10 protein-coding genes and 1 pseudogene are annotated in these 16959 nt (G+C 46.3%); 3 read left to right on the top strand and 8 right to left on the bottom strand.

All coding sequences use genetic code 11. The features are described from left to right. Positions 1–6: 6 nt before the first annotated feature. Positions 7–1683, bottom strand: coding sequence for a hypothetical protein (locus BBP27_RS08435; protein WP_265511065.1), 1677 nt, complete (start codon positions 1681–1683; stop codon positions 7–9). A gap of 708 nt (positions 1684–2391) precedes the next feature. Here BBP27_RS08435 and BBP27_RS08430 point away from each other — a divergent pair. Next, positions 2392–2617 (top strand): annotated as a pseudogene (locus BBP27_RS08430) (IS5/IS1182 family transposase); the annotation flags it as partial. Between the two features lie 243 nt (positions 2618–2860). Here BBP27_RS08430 and BBP27_RS08425 read toward each other — a convergent pair. Then, positions 2861–4006: an FUSC family protein gene (locus BBP27_RS08425; protein ID WP_188212266.1), complete on the bottom strand. Its 1146-nt coding sequence runs from the start codon at positions 4004–4006 to the stop codon at positions 2861–2863. A 154-nt stretch (positions 4007–4160) separates the two neighbouring features. Here BBP27_RS08425 and rnhB point away from each other — a divergent pair, with 154 nt between their 5' ends. Beyond that, entirely contained in the window at positions 4161–4754 is a 594-nt protein-coding gene (gene rnhB / locus BBP27_RS08420) for a ribonuclease HII (RefSeq protein WP_188212271.1), read from the top strand. Between the two features lie 56 nt (positions 4755–4810). Here rnhB and BBP27_RS08415 read toward each other — a convergent pair whose 3' ends face one another. From BBP27_RS08415 to BBP27_RS08395, 5 genes are all read right to left on the bottom strand, one after another. Then, positions 4811–5815 carry a quinone-dependent dihydroorotate dehydrogenase gene (locus BBP27_RS08415; protein WP_188212265.1) on the bottom strand — a complete coding sequence of 335 codons (1005 nt, stop codon included), beginning with the start codon at positions 5813–5815 and terminating at the stop codon, positions 4811–4813. 75 nt (positions 5816–5890) lie between these two features. Then, on the bottom strand, positions 5891–9058 hold the full coding sequence (locus tag BBP27_RS08410; protein ID WP_188212264.1) for a type I restriction endonuclease subunit R: 3168 nt from the start codon (positions 9056–9058) through the stop codon (positions 5891–5893). An 89-nt stretch (positions 9059–9147) separates the two neighbouring features. Next, on the bottom strand, positions 9148–9990 hold the full coding sequence (locus BBP27_RS08405; RefSeq protein WP_188212263.1) for an FRG domain-containing protein: 843 nt from the start codon (positions 9988–9990) through the stop codon (positions 9148–9150). After that, a complete protein-coding gene (locus tag BBP27_RS08400; protein WP_188212262.1) occupies positions 9966–11366 on the bottom strand; it encodes a restriction endonuclease subunit S in 1401 nt (466 codons plus the stop codon). Before BBP27_RS08400 ends, BBP27_RS08405 begins: the two co-directional genes overlap by 25 nt. After that, positions 11359–13011 (bottom strand): class I SAM-dependent DNA methyltransferase, encoded by a 1653-nt coding sequence (locus BBP27_RS08395; protein WP_188212261.1) that lies wholly within the window; start codon positions 13009–13011, stop codon positions 11359–11361. Before BBP27_RS08395 ends, BBP27_RS08400 begins: the two co-directional genes overlap by 8 nt. A 242-nt stretch (positions 13012–13253) precedes the next feature. On the opposite strand from BBP27_RS08395, the gene BBP27_RS08390 reads away from it, so the two are divergent. Continuing rightward, entirely contained in the window at positions 13254–15263 is a 2010-nt protein-coding gene (locus BBP27_RS08390; protein ID WP_188212260.1) for an OPT family oligopeptide transporter, read from the top strand. Between the two features lie 348 nt (positions 15264–15611). Here BBP27_RS08390 and waaA read toward each other — a convergent pair whose 3' ends face one another. Then, positions 15612–16874, bottom strand: coding sequence for a lipid IV(A) 3-deoxy-D-manno-octulosonic acid transferase (waaA, locus tag BBP27_RS08385; protein ID WP_188212259.1), 1263 nt, complete (start codon positions 16872–16874; stop codon positions 15612–15614). Between the last annotated feature and the right edge of the window lie 85 nt (positions 16875–16959).

Here is a 16959-nt window from a genome sequence, read left to right as displayed (position 1 = left end):
TTTTTATTAACCACCAAACAAACCTTTCACTTTATTTTTTATTACTGAAGTTGCGTCAAAATAACCAATAGCCTCGAAAGCAGCGGCTAAATGCTCAACATCATTTTGAGAAATATCTTTTTTTACTCTCAATTTTATAATTGTTTCTTTTTGTTCGCTCTTCGTATTAATCATTTCTACTTCTTCATATTTATCACGAATAAAGTTGAAATACTCTTTTTTGGTAGGCTCTGAAGTTAATTGACGTAATTTTTCCTCATCTAAGTATTGGGCACAGCGAATTTTAGTAACATTCTTTTGCACATTTTCATTTCGCTCATTCAGCACATGACCTGATAATGTAAGTTGTTGTAAATATAAAGTAAGATGTCGAATTTTTTCATTCAATCCATCTTGATTGCTCATAGTTTTATTAAGTTCTTTAGTGACATAATTGATATCTTCAATTAGCTGGGCAATGGTCTTTTGAGTTAAACGAATAACCATGTTTAGCATTAGTTCACGTTTTTTGGATTTACTAATTTCATCGGCACCTGTTAATTTACGTATACCTACGTGTGCAGCAACACCTATAAGAACAGCAACGCCAATGCCAGTAACCATCCCAGATAGACCAAATACCCCACCTAAGCCTAATGCTGATAAGCCCGAAGTAATACCAGCAGCAGATAACCCCATCACAGAACCTGAAAGATAGATAGCTGCAATAGGGACACCAACAGCGGCAGCTTTTGAGGAAACATCTTTCAGTAATGTTGTAATTTCATCATCGCTCAACTCGTCATTCAAAATCTTCCTATCAGTGTTTATAGTAGATAAGATAATATTGATGTCATCATTTGATACTTCAAATAAATGACGATTATTATTCAGGAAATCAAAACCTTTGATAGATTCATCTGTAATATCTCCATCGATTCCAGTGGTGGAAATATAAGTGTTAATTAAGTCTTTAACTAAGGAAATATGAATATTTTTGATTTGTCCACCGGGTTCATTTTCTGCAATGGTAGATAACAATACTTCCAATGGTTGTAAAGTATCTAGGTTACACATATAAGAACGTATGATTGAACGAGATTCAGGTTGTAAATTGATCCTGGACATGAGAACAAAAATTTCTGCTAACTCTTTTTCATCAATTATGTTGTCATTAGCAAAAGCCATATTCGCAATACATTGAACATAAGCGGTTTTTAATTTTTCTGGCATATCCTCAATAGGAACAAGCTGTTGTTCATCCTTAAATTCAAATTGTGTTTCATCTGTTACAACTTTGCTAAAAATATCAACAAAAGCATGATAATTAAAGCTGTGCAATAATGATTTCAGAACAATTCTTTTCCCTTCTTTGGATGTAATAAGTACCTGAGTTTCTATCTTATTCTTTGCGGCATCTTTAACTATTTCTTGCAATTTAACAGATTCAATATTCTCATATTGAATTGATTGAGGGTCAGAAAAATCTTCTTTTAAAATTAATTGTTCGCCTGTAAATAATAGACCAGTTTTACAACTTCCAAACACTGTATTGTCATATATGGCAACTACATTATTGTGAGATCCTGGATATTTAAAGGAAGAAATGGCATTGTTTAATTTTTTTTCTTCAATATCAGGAGCTATATGTGTTTTTTCAGAGATTCTTTTTAAATTGTCGCGCAGGTATTCATTGATATTCATGATGTTTTCCATTAATAGAATTGATTGGTAATTAGATTTATAATAATAAAATTAGTTTTCAAAAATGAATTTTCTACTCTAGCATCTCCTATATTTTCGTATCGTAGTTTCAAGGACTTTTTGAGAATCATCCAGATTACATATTATACAATATCCAGTTAGCCTGAGTAATAGAGATTAAATATTCCCCTAACTTACTCCAAATAACTTGGTTTTCTTCGGCATAGTCGTGTTTTAATTAAATAATGTCTTTTGGGCGCGTGAATCGCTTAAAACATAGTTTTGGTATCAATAATATCCTGTTGTAGGATAGGTTCCTGTATGATGTAAGTTATGTGGAGTCGATTCTTCTTCGCCAATTATTAGAGAATTATAATTTCGACGATTTGCCAAAGTAGGTTTTTTTCTTTTGAAATAAACTTGGTGATCACCAATCGTGTTACAAATCACTTTCGTGCCTATATGCTTATTTATAGTGTAAAGAAGGGAAATATCATTCAGATGATCCTATTACTTCTTTTAACTTAATAAATTGTTGTAATACAAAATTTGATATAGGTGGATAGAGGTTCTTAATTTTTTCCGAGCGTACTTTCACATTTTCTTTTGGGATAAACCAAATTCTATTTTCGAAATCAATTAAAGGCTACGACAGCATGGGAAACCACAATATTTGAAAGTACATTGATTACAAGACAACATCATATCAAGACCTACCGCAACTGCCTGTTGATGGAAGCGCAAACGAAACGTAACCAATTTTGTCGAAAACCTGTTATGTGGTCGAACAAAGTTTTGGGATACTATCCGTAAATTCTTCCATGTCTGAGTGGCCTATTTGGGGCTGAGCAAAGTAAGTGCGCAAAGCTATCTGAAGGCAATGTGTTTAAACTTGTTGAAAGCAGCCAACGGGCTAATTGTGCCTGTTGCCGCCGAAAATGGGTTCCTGGTTACGGGGTATCCGGTAAGAAAAAAGGGGATATTTGGCACGAAAACAGCCGACAACCTGTGTTTGTGTTTCGGTTGTTGGAAGAAGGGACTATTTTGCAAAGGTATCTACCATATTTTGTTATGGCCTAAAGGCCGTCTGAACCATGGGGTTTCAGACAGCCTTTTTTATTGGCCGGTGTCATCGGCGGCTAATTCGCTTTTGTCTTTTATTTTGAATTTGTGTTTTTCAGACGGCCTCTTCCGATTTGGGCTTGTTGTCGTTGCGCAGGTGTTCTTTCAGGCGTTGCAATTCTTTTTTGTCCAACCATTTATTGCGCGAACGTTGCAACAGGATCACCAATGCGGCGATTTCGTTACGCATATTGGTGCTGAGCCAGAGGAAGCCTTGCCAGTCGTAATGCAGGCGGGCGGCCGGTTTGCTTAGTTCGGCATTGAGCGAAGTATCGATGCGGATGCGGCGGGCGTAGTGGCCTTTGATGAGGCGGACGGTCAGGCGCAGTTCGCGTTGGAGTTGGTTGAAGTGGCGGTCGAGCAGGCGGATTTCGTTTTCGTTGAGCGTGGGCGCACGCAGTTTGGCAGCGGTGGTCAGGAGCAGCTCGGTGGTGTTGACGATTTTGCGGTGGGCATGCTGCATGGCTTCCATCATATTGTTGCTGATGTGGCTTTCGCCGGATGTAGCGGCCAGATGGCTGCGGCTTTTGACCATGCGGGCGTTGATTTGGCGCATTTTAATCATGTTTTGTTCCAAACGCTCGCGCGTCATGCGCTTGCCGTTGCTGATTTCGGCAATCATTTTGGCGCAGTCGGTGAGGTTGTCGGCAAGCATGAAGCGCCACATGAGCGTGGAGCGCAGGGGCAGGAGCTTGGCGGCGGCAATGGCGATGGCGGCACCAATCAAAACGTTCATGGCGCGCATCAGGCCGCTGTCGAGCCAGTGGTGGCTGCTGTCGCCGATGAGCATGCACATGGTCAAACCGGCAAGCATGGCGACATAACCATTTTTGCCGACCGCAGACCAACCGGCCACTGCGCTGGCGGCACCGATAATCAGATAGAAGAAAACGCCGTCTTGCAAATAATGCTGGTTCAACCATAAAACGGCCAAACCGACGCCCAAACCGATGGCCGTGCCGAGCATGCGTTCGACCGCTTTGGAGTAAATCGCGCCTTGGAATTGCAGCATGCCGAGGACGACAAAGACGGTCATGCCGATCCACTCGCCGTGTTGCAGATGGAAGACTTTGGCCAAGAGGGTGGAGAATACGATCGCCAAGCCGAGGCGGAAGGCGTGGATATGGCGGCGATAGCGGTAGCGTTCGTAGGCGTTGAGCCAGCGTTCGGAAAAATGAAGGCGTTCGGATTGGGCAGGCATGTTGTAAGACGTATCGGTATGTGGGGATGTAAATTATAACTGATTGGTAAAGCAGATGAAATTTGAACTGATCCCCAACGGTTTGAACTATTGCAGAATTTCTCTGCCGCAAGCGGATATAATGGCGGCTTTGAATCAGACAGGCGGTGAAGAAATGGCGACGGTTTTAAGCGCAGGCGTGGACGAGGCGGGGCGCGGCCCTTTGGTCGGCAGCGTATTTGCGGCGGCAGTGATTTTGCCGGAACATTTTGACCTGCCGGGTTTGACCGACTCAAAAAAACTGAGCGAAAAAAAGCGCGATATGTTGGCGCAGATGATTAAGGAACAGGCGGTTGCGTGGAGCATTGCCTTTGCCGACCCCGACGAAATCTTGAGACTGAACATCTTGCACGCAACCATGGCTGCGATGAAGCGCGCCATCGAGGGGCTGTCGGTCGCGCCCGACAAAGTGTGGATAGACGGCAACCGCGTGCCGAAAGATTTGAATGTTCCTGCCGAAGCCGTGGTCAACGGCGACAGCAAAATCATCGAAATTTCCGCCGCTTCGGTTTTGGCCAAAACCGCGCGCGACGCGGAAATGTATGAATTGGCGAAACGCTATCCGCAATACGGGTTTGACCGCCACAAAGGTTATGGCACGGTGCAACATTTGGCCGCATTGAAACAATACGGCGTCTTGCCGGAACACCGCCGCGATTTCGCACCGGTCAAAACCTTATTGGCACAAGGCAATCTGTTTGAAGAATGAAAGCACATCAAAAGGCCGTCTGAAAGATTTCAGGCGGCCTTGTTTTTGGAAAAGTATTATTTCAACGCAGCCAAACACTCTTTAATCAACTCAGGGCCGCGATAAATCAAACCGCTGTACACCTGAACCGCACTGGCGCCCAAGCGGATTTTTTCTGCCGCGTCCTCGCCGTTCATAATGCCGCCGACGCCGATAATCGGCAGCTTGCCGTCAATGCGTTCTGCTAAAAGTTTCAACACCTGATTGCTTTTCTCACGCACGGGCAAACCGCTCAAGCCGCCTTGTTCGCCTGCGAGCGGATGACTGCCCAAGCTGGATTTGTCGATGGTCGTGTTGGTGGCGATGATGCCGTCCATTTCCACGGATTTGACCACATGGGCGATGTCGTCGATTTGCGCTTCGTCCAAATCCGGCGCGATTTTAACCGCCAGCGGCACATATTTGCCATGCGCAGCCGCCAGTTGCGCCTGTTTGTTTTTCAAGGCTTCCAACAATGCGCTCAATTCGTCGCCGCCCTGCAAGGCGCGCAGGTTTTTCGTATTGGGGGAGGAAATATTGACCGTGATGTAGCTCGCGTGGGCGTAGGCTTTTTCCAGGCAAATCAGATAATCGTCGGCCGCGTTTTCAATCGGCGTAACGGCATTTTTACCGATGTTGATGCCCAAAATGCCTTTAAAGCGGCTGTTTTCAATGTTACGGATCATCGCATCGATGCCGTGGTTGTTGAAACCCATGCGGTTGATGATGCCTTGGTGTTCGGGAACGCGGAAAAGGCGCGGCTGCGGATTGCCCGGCTGCGGCTTGGGCGTTACCGTGCCGATTTCGACAAAGCCGAAACCCAACGCGGCAAACGCATCGATGCACTCGCCGTTTTTGTCCAAACCCGCCGCCAAGCCGACCGGATTGGGCAGCTGCAAACCCATCAGCTCGGTTGGCCGGGTGTGGCTGTCCACTTTGGGCAGCAGGCCGAGTTTTTCGGCGGTACACAAACTGTTGAGCGTGAAATGATGGGCCTTTTCAGCATCGAAACGGAACAGGATGGGGCGGACGAGTGAATACATGGCGGCGGCTTTCTGAACGGTTGATGAATTTGGCGTTATTTTACCTGAAACCGTCAAACTGCCCCAAATCCTACGCTATGCCTCACTCAGTAATTCTTCGGCTACTTCCTCCGCTTGCTTAATCACATAGCTCACGGCTTCTTCCTGTTTATCAGGCGGGTATTTATAACGCTGTAAAGCTCGTTTCACGAGAATACGCATTTTGGCGCGTACGCCTTCTTTGTATTGCCAGTCGATGGTAACCGAGCGTCTTAAAGTATCGGTAATTTCTTTGGCAAGTTTGCTCAATACTTCATCGCCCATCAGCTCTCGGGCGCTTTGGTTTTGGGCTAGGGCTTCGTAGAAAGCGAGTTCTTCTTTTTTCAGCCCCAGCTTTTCACCTAAAGCTAAGCGTTCTTGGAAGTCTTGGCTCATTTTGAAAAGCTCATCCAAAATTTCTACCACGCTTAAATTATGGTTGTGGTATTGATTTAGGGCTTCTTTTAAACGCTGCTCGAAGTCTTTTTGCAAGGTGAGGTTTGCGCCTGATTTGGCTTTGATTTCGCTTGCTAAATAACGCTCCACCGCGCTGACCCATAAGTTCTTGGTCGGGCTGTTTTTAATGGTCTGCAAAAACTCTTCAGAAAGTAGATTGATTTGAGGCTGCGGTTTTTCCAGCAGATCAAACAAATCAATCACGCCTTCGGAATAGACGGCTTGATTGACCAATTTTTTCAATAAAATCTGTCTTTCATTAGAACCCGTACCATTTTGTTTGCTCTTCGTGAGAATCGAGCGAACGGCATCATAAAAAGCAATTTCTTGGCTGTATGGCTCAACTTCAGCCAATGCGCCGCATAGCATATAGCCTTTTTTCACCAATCCTGCCGCTTTCAAAAAGGCTTTTTTGCGCGGCTCGGTTTCTTTTTTATTAAACCAATGTTGCTCGTGCGCTTTGCCATCAAACGGTAATTGATCGAGGCTTAAAATATGGTTGGCGGCAAAACGAATTGCCATCAAAAGATCATGCGGATTATCTTTTTCTAAGGCCGTCTGAACATCAAAGGTTTTCCCTTCAACCGGCGTTGCAAACAGGCTACGGATAAATTCCAAATGCTCTTTCATTTTAAAGAACACATCAATTACGTTATCCGTCAGCTTGCCCTTGCCTTGCGAATTGGTGTATTGCTGGGTTGCTTCTTTGAGTTTTTCGGCAATACCGACATAATCCACAATCAAGCCGCCATTTTCTCGGCTTTTATTGCGGAATACACGGTTAACCCGCGCAATTGCCTGCATCAGGTTATGCCCCTGCATCGGCTTGTCGATATACATCGTATTACAACAAGGCGCATCAAAGCCCGTCAGCCACATATCGCGCACAATCACCACTTTCAGCGGATCGTTCGGGTCTTTAAAACGGCGTTCCAGCGTTTGTTTGTCCTGTTTACTGTAAACGTGTTTCTGCATTTCCGGCGCATCGGAAGCCGAACCCGTCATCACAATTTTAATCACCCCTTCGTTAATATTGTCCGAATGCCATTCAGGACGCAGTTTGATGATTTCATTGTATAAGTCCACGCAAATCTGACGGCTGGAAACCACCATCATCGCTTTGCTGTCGACGACTTCATTGCGTTTGGCAAAATGCTGCACAAAATCCGCGGCTAAATCAGCCAGACGGGCTTGCGAACCCAGCAATTTTTCCTGCAAACGCAGGGCAGGGGATTGCTCCTCTTCTAGCAAATCATCAATTTCTTTGAATAGCTCATCGTGTTCTTTTTCGTTTAAGCGGATTTGGCGCGCTTCATACACAATCGGCACGGTTGCGCCGTCTTCCACCGCATCTTGCAAGTCATAAATCGACACATAACGCCCGAAAACATCTTGCGTGTCTTTATCTTCTAGGCTAATCGGCGTGCCGGTAAAACCGATAAACGAAGCATTAGGCAGCGCATCGCGCAAATAGCGGGCGTAGCCTGCCTGAAATTTGCCTTTATGCAATTTTTGCGTAAACCCATATTGACTGCGGTGTGCCTCATCGCTGATTACAATAATATTGCTGCGCTCATTTAAAACGGGGAAGTGGCTTTCTTTCTTATTTAGGGCGAATTTCTGAATCGTCGTAAAAAACACGCCGCCGACTTCATTTTGCGCGAGCAGTTGGCGCAGTTGGTCGCGGTCTTCCACTTGTTGCGGCGTTTGTTTGATTAAATCTTTGCCTGAAGAAAAGGTTTGGAAAAGCTGACCGTCCAAATCGTTGCGGTCGGTAACCACCACAATCGTCGGATTTTTTAATTCAGGCTGCGCAAGCAGTTTGCCGGCATAAAACAACATGGAAATCGATTTACCCGAACCCTGCGTATGCCACATCACACCAATACGGCGGTCGCCTTTTTCCGAAGTTGCAAAAAGCGTGGAATCTACCGCTTCATTTACGCCGTAATATTGATGGTACGCCGCGATTTTTTTGATGGTTTTACCGCTGGAATCCCGCTCAAATAAGACGAAATAGCGGATATAGTCCAATAAATCTTCAGGTTTCAGCAAGCCATTGAGCAGGCTTTGCAATTCATCGTCAAAATATAAGCGCGCGCTTTTATTTTTTTCATCAACCACTTTCCACGGTGTAAAGCGTTGGAAATCTGCAGAAAGCGAACCCAAACGTGCGGCTATGCCGTCTGAAATAATCAAGGCTTGGTTGTAAACAAACAGCTCGGCAATTTCATCTTTATAGGTTTCAAACTGATTAAACGCCTGCAACAAATCCGCCGATTCACGCAGCGGATTTTTCAGCTCAAATACCACCAAGGGCAGACCATTTACAAAGCCGATAATATCAGGAATCCGTTTGCCCCCTTTACGGCTGCGGATTTCCAACTGATTGACGGCAACAAAGCGGTTGTTCTTCACATGCTCAAAATCCACCAAGCGCGCCATCTCGATTTTTTGCTCACCGTTTGCCTGATATTCCACCCGCACGCCATCACGCAACAGTTTATAAAACGCCTGATTACGCACCACCAAGTCGCCAATATCGCTTTTCGTCGCCGATTTGACCACAGAATCAACCGCACTTTCAGGCAGCTGCGGATTAAACTTACGCACCGCTTCACGCAGTTGCTCAACAAAGACCACACCGCTCAAATCGCCACGGGCAAACTCGCCTTCATGAACAGGCAAGTCTTTACCATAGCGATATTCCCAACCGAGGGATTGCAGGCGTTTAAGGGTGAGTTGTTCGATGTCGTTTTCATTGAGCATGATGAGTTCCTTAGTGTATTGGGCTTAAATCCCTTTTAACCTCTCTTTTACGAAAGAGGGGATTGCAGTATTATAAAACTACTTAATATTTAACTATTCTCCAAGAGGATATCTACAATAGCCTTATCAATACCAACCTCGCATGCTTTCATTTTTCCTAATAAATCAGGATAAATGGTATAAGGATCTATATTGATACTAGCTAAAAAATTTAAAGCATCCGTTCTTAATTTGCTAGAAATTAAATATTTACTAATGAATGGGACACCTTTTCCTAAGTATTCCGGTCGAGTATGTGATGCCAATTCTTCTAGGCGATAAGATGGTAGTTTAGTAAATACTCCATTTTGAGCATTTATCCTTGCACCAATTTTTATTTTGGGCGTAATGATGACATCCTGTTCTGGAGGGAGAAAGTCGTTTAATTGATATATTACACGATATTTTTCTTGTTCTGATTCTAAGTCCTCAAAGGCGAAATAAAGTGCAACAAAGAATGAGTGAGACCAATCTAATAATGGTGTTTTTAGATGATAATGTCGTCCAAAGGCCCAAATGTCATTATCAGTTAACTCCATAGGTAAAGAATAAAATCCATCAATACTTTGTTCTAATAAAACTTTCCTACACTCTTTTAGATATATTTCTTGTATTTTTTCAAAGTTTCTTTGAACGTAATTCTTACCAAAAATATCAGTTAAATAACGTTCTAGTGTTGATGATAGTCTATAACTTTCTTTGCTATGTCCTCTAAAATATTTTAAATAGGAGTGATTTTCTCTCGATGTAGTTCTAGTTTTAAACACTGGTGGTGTTTCATCATCAAATTCATATTCAAAATTTTTAATGAACGTTTTTAACTCATCTAAGGTTTCTATTACGCAAAGGATTTCAATTTCATCGGAGTCTATATTTCTTTTTGAGTTTTCCATTTTATAAATTCTCCATTTAATAATTTAGGTAATAACAAATCCCTAGTATCTTTCAATACATCAATTTCAGACAGAAGCTGTTTTCTTTTTTCAAATAAAGAAGAAGCATATTTCTGGTGTAATTCAAGTAATTTAAAATCGGGTACTAATAAAGAAATTTGTTTCAAATGTGTAGGTCCAAAGTTACGCTGGGCAGAACCTGAAGCTCGAGTTTCCAATTCATGTTGTAATTGATTCTCAACAAAACCAGCAATGAAGCCTAATGTACTTTTATTTTTAATAGGACGGAAACGGATAACACTTGTATTGAGTGATAAAGGCAAATGTTCCTTCCTAACAAAAGCAAATCGTCCTAATGTTCCAGATGTCGAAACAACAATATCGTCTTCTTCAAGTTGGAAGTGTTTATATTTTCCAAAAGCTTCTTCCTTCGTGATTTTATTTGCGGTTGTTAATGTCAAGTCTCCATTCTGGATGCAGCGAATATTGATAAACTTGATACCATCTTCTTCATCTGTATATTGCCAATTACGAATGCCAGGCCCTTCAAGGAAATCAATGATTTCAGGTAGTGGTTTAACCTCCCACCCCTTCGGCACTTCAACCCCATCAACTTCCACCATTTCACACGGAAACGCTTTGGCGGTTTCGGCTAATTCGGCGTAGCGGTCAGGCTCGGCTTGTGAAAGTGAGGTCAGTTCTTCGGGTGTTTTTCCGCTGATTGCCTGCATGGCTGCCAGTTCTGCTTGTTCAAGGCTAAGGCCGTCTGAAAGGGCTTGGACTTTGGCACGTACGGGATCGAAATCGACAAACCAGCTTTTAAACAGGGCTTGGGCGATTTGTTCCAAGGTTTGGTTGATTTGGGTGTTGAGTTGGATTTTGTCATCAAAACTTCCCAAATTTTTCGCAATTCCTTTTTGAGTACCTAAATCAGGATACGAAATTTGAATATGTTCAAAAGTATCTCTTGTAATTGTGTCAAAAACTGCACCATGAGTTTTTTGTTTTAATTCTGATATATTATTTTTTAAAAAATAATATAAAAAACCATTATCAATAATTCCTTCTTTACCGTTTAATCCATAACAAGATTGATTAAATGCCATGGGAACAGATAATTGAGCCAAACAACCGACAGTTCCTCTAGCAGAAATAATTAAATGATCTTTATCTAATAACTTAGTACTACTTTTCTGCAATCCTAATTCTGTAATATGCTCAATAGAGTCATTAACATATCTAAAATCATTATTAAAATCTGCAACAGATAACCAAGGAATATCACCATTCCAATATTTATTTTCACTTCTTTTTGGTGTTCCACCACCAATAATTTCAATGACATCGGATAATTTGCTTGTCGTCCAATTACTCATACCCCAATCCCCCTAAATTCTTCTTAATCTCCGCTTCCAATTCCGCACTTTTCGCAAATTGTTCCTTCAAAAGAGCGGTCAGATTTTGCATTTTTTCTGCAAATGGTACGCCGTCGTCTTCTTGTTCTGCGGTGCCGACATAGCGTCCCGGTGTGAGGACGAAGTCGTTGTCTTTAATCTCTTCTAACGTAGCGGATTTGCAGAAAGCGGCTTGGTCTTCATAGCCGTCTGATTTTTGCCAAGTGTGGAGGGTGTCGGCAATTTTGGCGATGTCGTCAGCGGTGAAATCACGCAATACGCGGTCTTTCATGTAGCCGACTTGGCGGGCGTCGATAAACAATACTTCGCCTTTGCGCTTTTTGTTGCGGTTTAAAAACCAAATACAGGCGGGGATTTGGGTGTTGGTGAAGAGCTGGCCAGGCAGGGCAACCATACATTCGACCAAGTCGGCATTGATGATGGCTTTGCGGATTTCGCCTTCGTTGTTGGTTTGGCTACTCATGGAGCCGTTGGCAAGCAATAATGCCATTTTGCCGTTGGGCGAGAGGTGGTAAATCATGTGTTGCAGCCAAGCGAAGTTGGCGTTGCCTTTGGGCGGGGTGCCGTATGCCCAACGTGGGTCGTCGGCCAGGGATTCGCTCCACCAATCGCTGATGTTGAATGGCGGGTTTGCCATGATGAAATCCATCTTTTTGTCGATGTGCTGCGGCTGGGTGAAGCTGTCGGCGTTGTGTTTGCCGAAGTCGTAATCAATGCCGCGGATGGCCATGTTCATGGCAGCGAGTTTCCAGGTGGTGGGGTTGAATTCTTGCCCGTAGATGGAAACGTTGTTGATGTTGCCTTGATGGGCGGTGATAAAGCGTTCGGTTTGCACGAAAAAGCCGCCGCTGCCCATAGCCGGGTCATATACGCGGCCGGAGTATGGCTCGAGCATTTCGACAATCAGGGAAACAATGGATTTCGGCGTGAAATATTGCCCGCCGCGTTTGCCTTCGGCTTGGGCAAAGCGACCGAGGAAGTATTCGTAAACGTGGCCGAGAATGTCTTTTGCGCCTAAATGTACGGGCTCGCCGTTGTAAGTCGGGCGGGTAAAGTGGGTATCGGAGAAGAGGATAATCAGTCCGCGCAGGGTGTCTTCGTTTACGGCATAGCCGCTAATGCGTTGGAGTACGCCTTTGAGTTTTTCGTTGTCTTTTTCAATGGCATCAAAGGCATCGTCAATCAGTTTGGCCACGCCGGAAAATTTCCCTCCCCAAGGCAGCTCTGCGCCGATGTTTAAGATGGAAACGGCTTTAATCTCGTCCCAACGGGCTTGCTGCGGCACCCAGAACACATTGTCGGCGGTGTAGTAGTCGCGGTTTTCCAGTTCGACGGTTAAGGCTTCTTGATATTCTTCGTCTGTATCGTAAAAAGTGCGGTCAAGATAGAGTGGATTTTCGGGGTCGCTCAGCTCCGCCTGAATTTTGGCTTGTTGATGGGTGAAGCTGTCGGAGATGTATTTCAGGAAAATGAGGCCGAGTACGATGTGTTTGTAATTGGCGGCATCAAGCTGCTGGCGCAGTTTATCGGCAGATGACCAAAGTTTTTCATCTAGATCGTTTAGGAAGGCTTGTTCAAGCGCATGATTTGCACCAGTCTGTCTCATATCTTAATCCTTGATATAGTTATTTTGAAAACAATAATTTAATTTTGATTGAAAATTTTCGTAATCTTGGGATTATAGTGGTTCTATATAGTAATGTCATTGATTGTTGTGCCGCTTTTGCGTGTAATCGGATAGTTCATTACAATGGCAATAAGACGGTTGTTTTTCAGACGGCCTTTGTGTGGCACAAGGCCGTCTGAAAAGTTTCCGGTTCGATTGTTTACCTGAAAAGGAATATTTTTATGAAACAGGCGGTTGATCCTTATGCGAGTTTCCGTGAGCTGACGCTGCGGGGGATGATACTCGGTGCGTTGATTACGGTGATTTTTACGGCATCCAATGTGTATTTGGGCTTGAAGGTGGGCCTGACTTTTGCGTCTTCGATTCCGGCTGCGGTGATTTCGATGGCGGTTTTGAAGTTTTTTAAAGGCAGCAATATTCTGGAAAATAATATGGTGCAGACTCAGGCTTCGGCCGCGGGTACGCTCTCCAGTATTATTTTTATTCTGCCGGGTTTGCTGATGGCCGGTTATTGGGCGGGCTTCCCGTTTTGGCAGACAACGCTGCTGTGTATGTCCGGCGGTATTTTGGGCGTGATTTTCACTGTGCCTTTGCGTTATGCGATGGTGGTGAAGAGCGATTTGCCTTATCCGGAAGGCGTGGCGGCGGCCGAGATTTTGAAGGTCGGCGACCATGATGCGGACAAACAGGAAGGCGGCAGCGGTATCAAGGAGTTGATGTCGGGCGGCGCTCTGGCCGGTTTGATGAGCTTCTGCGCAAGCGGTTTGCGCGTGGTGGCGGACAGCGCGAGCTTTTGGTTTAAAGGCGGCGCGTCGGTGTTTCAAGTGCCGATGGGCTTTTCGCTGGCTTTGCTGGGCGCGGGCTATCTGGTCGGCCTGACCGGCGGTATCGCGATTTTGCTGGGTATTTCGATTGCCTGGGGCGTGGCCGTGCCTTATCTGTCGGCGCATATTCCGCAACCTGCCGATATGGAGATGATTCCTTTTGCGATGTCTTTGTGGAAGGAAAAAGTCCGTTTTATCGGCGCGGGTACGATCGGTATCGCGGCTATTTGGACGCTGTTGACTTTGATGAAACCGATGGTCGAGGGTATGCGCCTGTCTTTCCGCAATTTCGGCGGCGCGCAGATGACCGAGCGCACGGAACAGGATTTGTCGCCTAAGGCGATGATTGCCTGGGTATTGGCGATGATGCTGGTGTTGGGCGTGTCCTTCTTCCACTTTATCGGCGACTCGCATATTTCCGGCGGTTTGGCTTGGCTGTTGGTGGTCGTATGTACGTTGCTGGCTTCGATTATCGGCTTTTTGGTGGCCGCGGCTTGCGGTTATATGGCCGGTTTGGTCGGTTCGTCTTCCAGCCCGATTTCGGGTGTGGGCATCGTCTCTATCGTTATCATTTCGCTGGTGTTGCTGCTGGTCGGCGAATCCGGCGGCTTGATGGCGGACGAGGCAAACCGCAAATTCCTGCTGGCGTTGACGCTGTTTTGCGGTGCGTCTGTAATTTGTGTGGCTTCGATTTCCAATGACAACCTGCAGGATTTGAAAACGGGTTATCTGGTAAAGGCAACGCCTTGGAAACAGCAGGTTGCGTTGATTGTCGGCTGCGTTGTCGGTGCTGTGGTGATTTCGCCTGTGTTGGAGCTTTTGTATGAAGCCTACGGCTTTACCGGCGCGATGCCGCGTGAAGGCATGGATGCGGCCCAAGCCCTTGCCGCGCCTCAGGCAACTTTGATGACCACCATCGCCCAAGGTATTTTCTCGCACAATTTGCAATGGGATTATATTTTCACCGGCGTGGGCATCGGCGTGGCGTTGATTGCGGTCGATTTCACATTGCGCAAATCTTCCGGCGGCAAGCGTGCTTTGCCGGTATTGGCCGTGGGCATGGGCATTTACCTGCCGCCGTCTGTGAATATGCCGATTGTAATCGGCGCGGTATTGGCGGCGGTGTTGAAATCCGTCATCGCCCGCCGTCAGGAAAACCGTGAAGGCCGTCTGAAAAATGCGGAACGTATCGGTACGCTGTTTTCCGCCGGTTTGATTGTCGGCGAGAGCCTGATCGGTGTGATTATGGCGTTTATCATCGCCTTCTCCGTAACCAACGGCGGTTCGGATGCACCTTTGGCCCTGAACCTGGAAAACTGGGATACGGCCGCCAAATGGCTGGGCTTGGCGTTTTTTGTCTTCGGTATGTTCGTGTTTGCACGCCGCGTGTTGAAAGCAGGACGTTAAGTTTGTAGGTTGAGAAAAGGCCGTCTGAAACCCAAAACGTTGGGGTTTCAGACGGCCTTTTCAGTGGAAATTTGTTTGGAATGATTTTAGGAAGTTTGGATATAATTGTTGCGGGGCTAGGTAGTGAAACAGCCCCATGGCAGTGGGGCTGTTTTATTTGAACCTCCCTAGAAAGGAGAGTTTCAACATGAAACGAACCAAGCCGAAAGGTCGTTCATGGCTGAGACTGCGGACAGTCGTTAGGATTATCTTAACCCTGTTCCTGCTCTTAGTCAATTAAACGGCTGAAAACAAAAAACTGTTTTTCAGTTTCCGCCTGTTTGTCATGAACGGGCGGTTTTTTATTGTTTAACGCTGGTTCAAACAATCGGCAATCGCTTTGGCAATTTTGGCACTGGCGCCTTGGTGTTGCGAAATGAATTGCTCGGTGTGGCTGATCAGCTGTTGGCGCAGCGTTTCGTCGTCGAGGTATTGGCGCGTGGTTCTGTACCAGGCTTCGGCGGTTTCGACGCGGACGGCGGCTTTGGCTTCGACTGCGCCTTTGCAGGCTTGGGCGAAGTTGTAGTTGGAGTAGCCGAAGAGGGTGGGGACGCGGCAGGCGATGGGTTCGATGATGTTTTGGCAGCCGGCATCGACGAGGCTGCCGCCGACGAAGGCAATGTCTGCGCTGAGGTAGTAGGCGGCAAGCTCACCCATGCTGTCGCCTATCCAAACTTGTGTGTCGGGGGAAACGGGTTGTCCGTCGCTGCGTTTTTGCACGGTATAACCAAGCGATTTGGCGGTATCGTAGGCCGTCTGGAAATTTTCAGGGTGGCGCGGGACGATGACCAGCAAGGCATTGCCGCGGTAGCCCTGCCATGCTTTGAGGAGCAGCTCGACTTCGTCTGTGCCTTTGTACACGCGCGTGCTGGCACAGACGACGACGGCTCGTGCGCCGATGCGTTCTTTAAAGGCGGCGGCAAGCGGACGCAGGTCGTCGGGGGGCGCGATGTCGTATTTGGTGTTACCGCAGACGTGGACGTTGGACGCGCCGATGAGGTGCAGGCGTTCGGCATCGGCGGCGGTTTGGGCAAAGCAGCCGGAGAGGGTCTGCATGGCTGGCTCGACCAGCTTGCGGATTTTGAGGTAGCCGCGTTGGGATTTTTCGGAGAGGCGCGCGTTGGCCAGAAAGAGGGGAATGCCTGCTTTTTGGCAGCCGTGCATCAGGTTGGGCCAGATTTCGGTTTCCATCAAAATGCCGCAGATGGGGCGGTGTTCGGCTAAAAACCGGGCGACCCATTCGGATTTGTCGTAGGGCAGGTAACGGCATTGCGCATCGGGGAACAGGGATTGCGCGGTGGCGCGGCCGGTCGGCGTCATTTGGGTAATCAGAAACGGCGAGTCGGGAAAATGGCGGCGCAATGCCTGCACCAAAGGCTCGGCCGCACGCGTTTCGCCGACGGATACGGCGTGTATCCAAATCGGGCGTTGCACGGGATTGGGATACGCCTGCCCGAAACGCTCGTCCCAATGCTCGAGATAGGCTGGGGATTTGAGGGCGCGGCGGCGCAGGTGGCGGCGGATCAGGAAGGGGGCGAGGTGCCACAGCGTGGCGTAAAGGCGGCGTATCATGCTTACGGGTCTTGTGTCGGAATAGGCCTATTTTATCGGAAACTGAAACGGAAGATATAGCTTTGATGCGTGTTTTACGCAAAGG

Source organism: Neisseria sp. RH3002v2g (genome assembly GCF_014596425.2).
Taxonomy (GTDB): Bacteria; Pseudomonadota; Gammaproteobacteria; order Burkholderiales; family Neisseriaceae; genus Neisseria.
The sequence above is the reverse complement of the archived record's forward strand: the minus strand, read 5'-3'. Positions and strand labels throughout refer to the sequence as shown.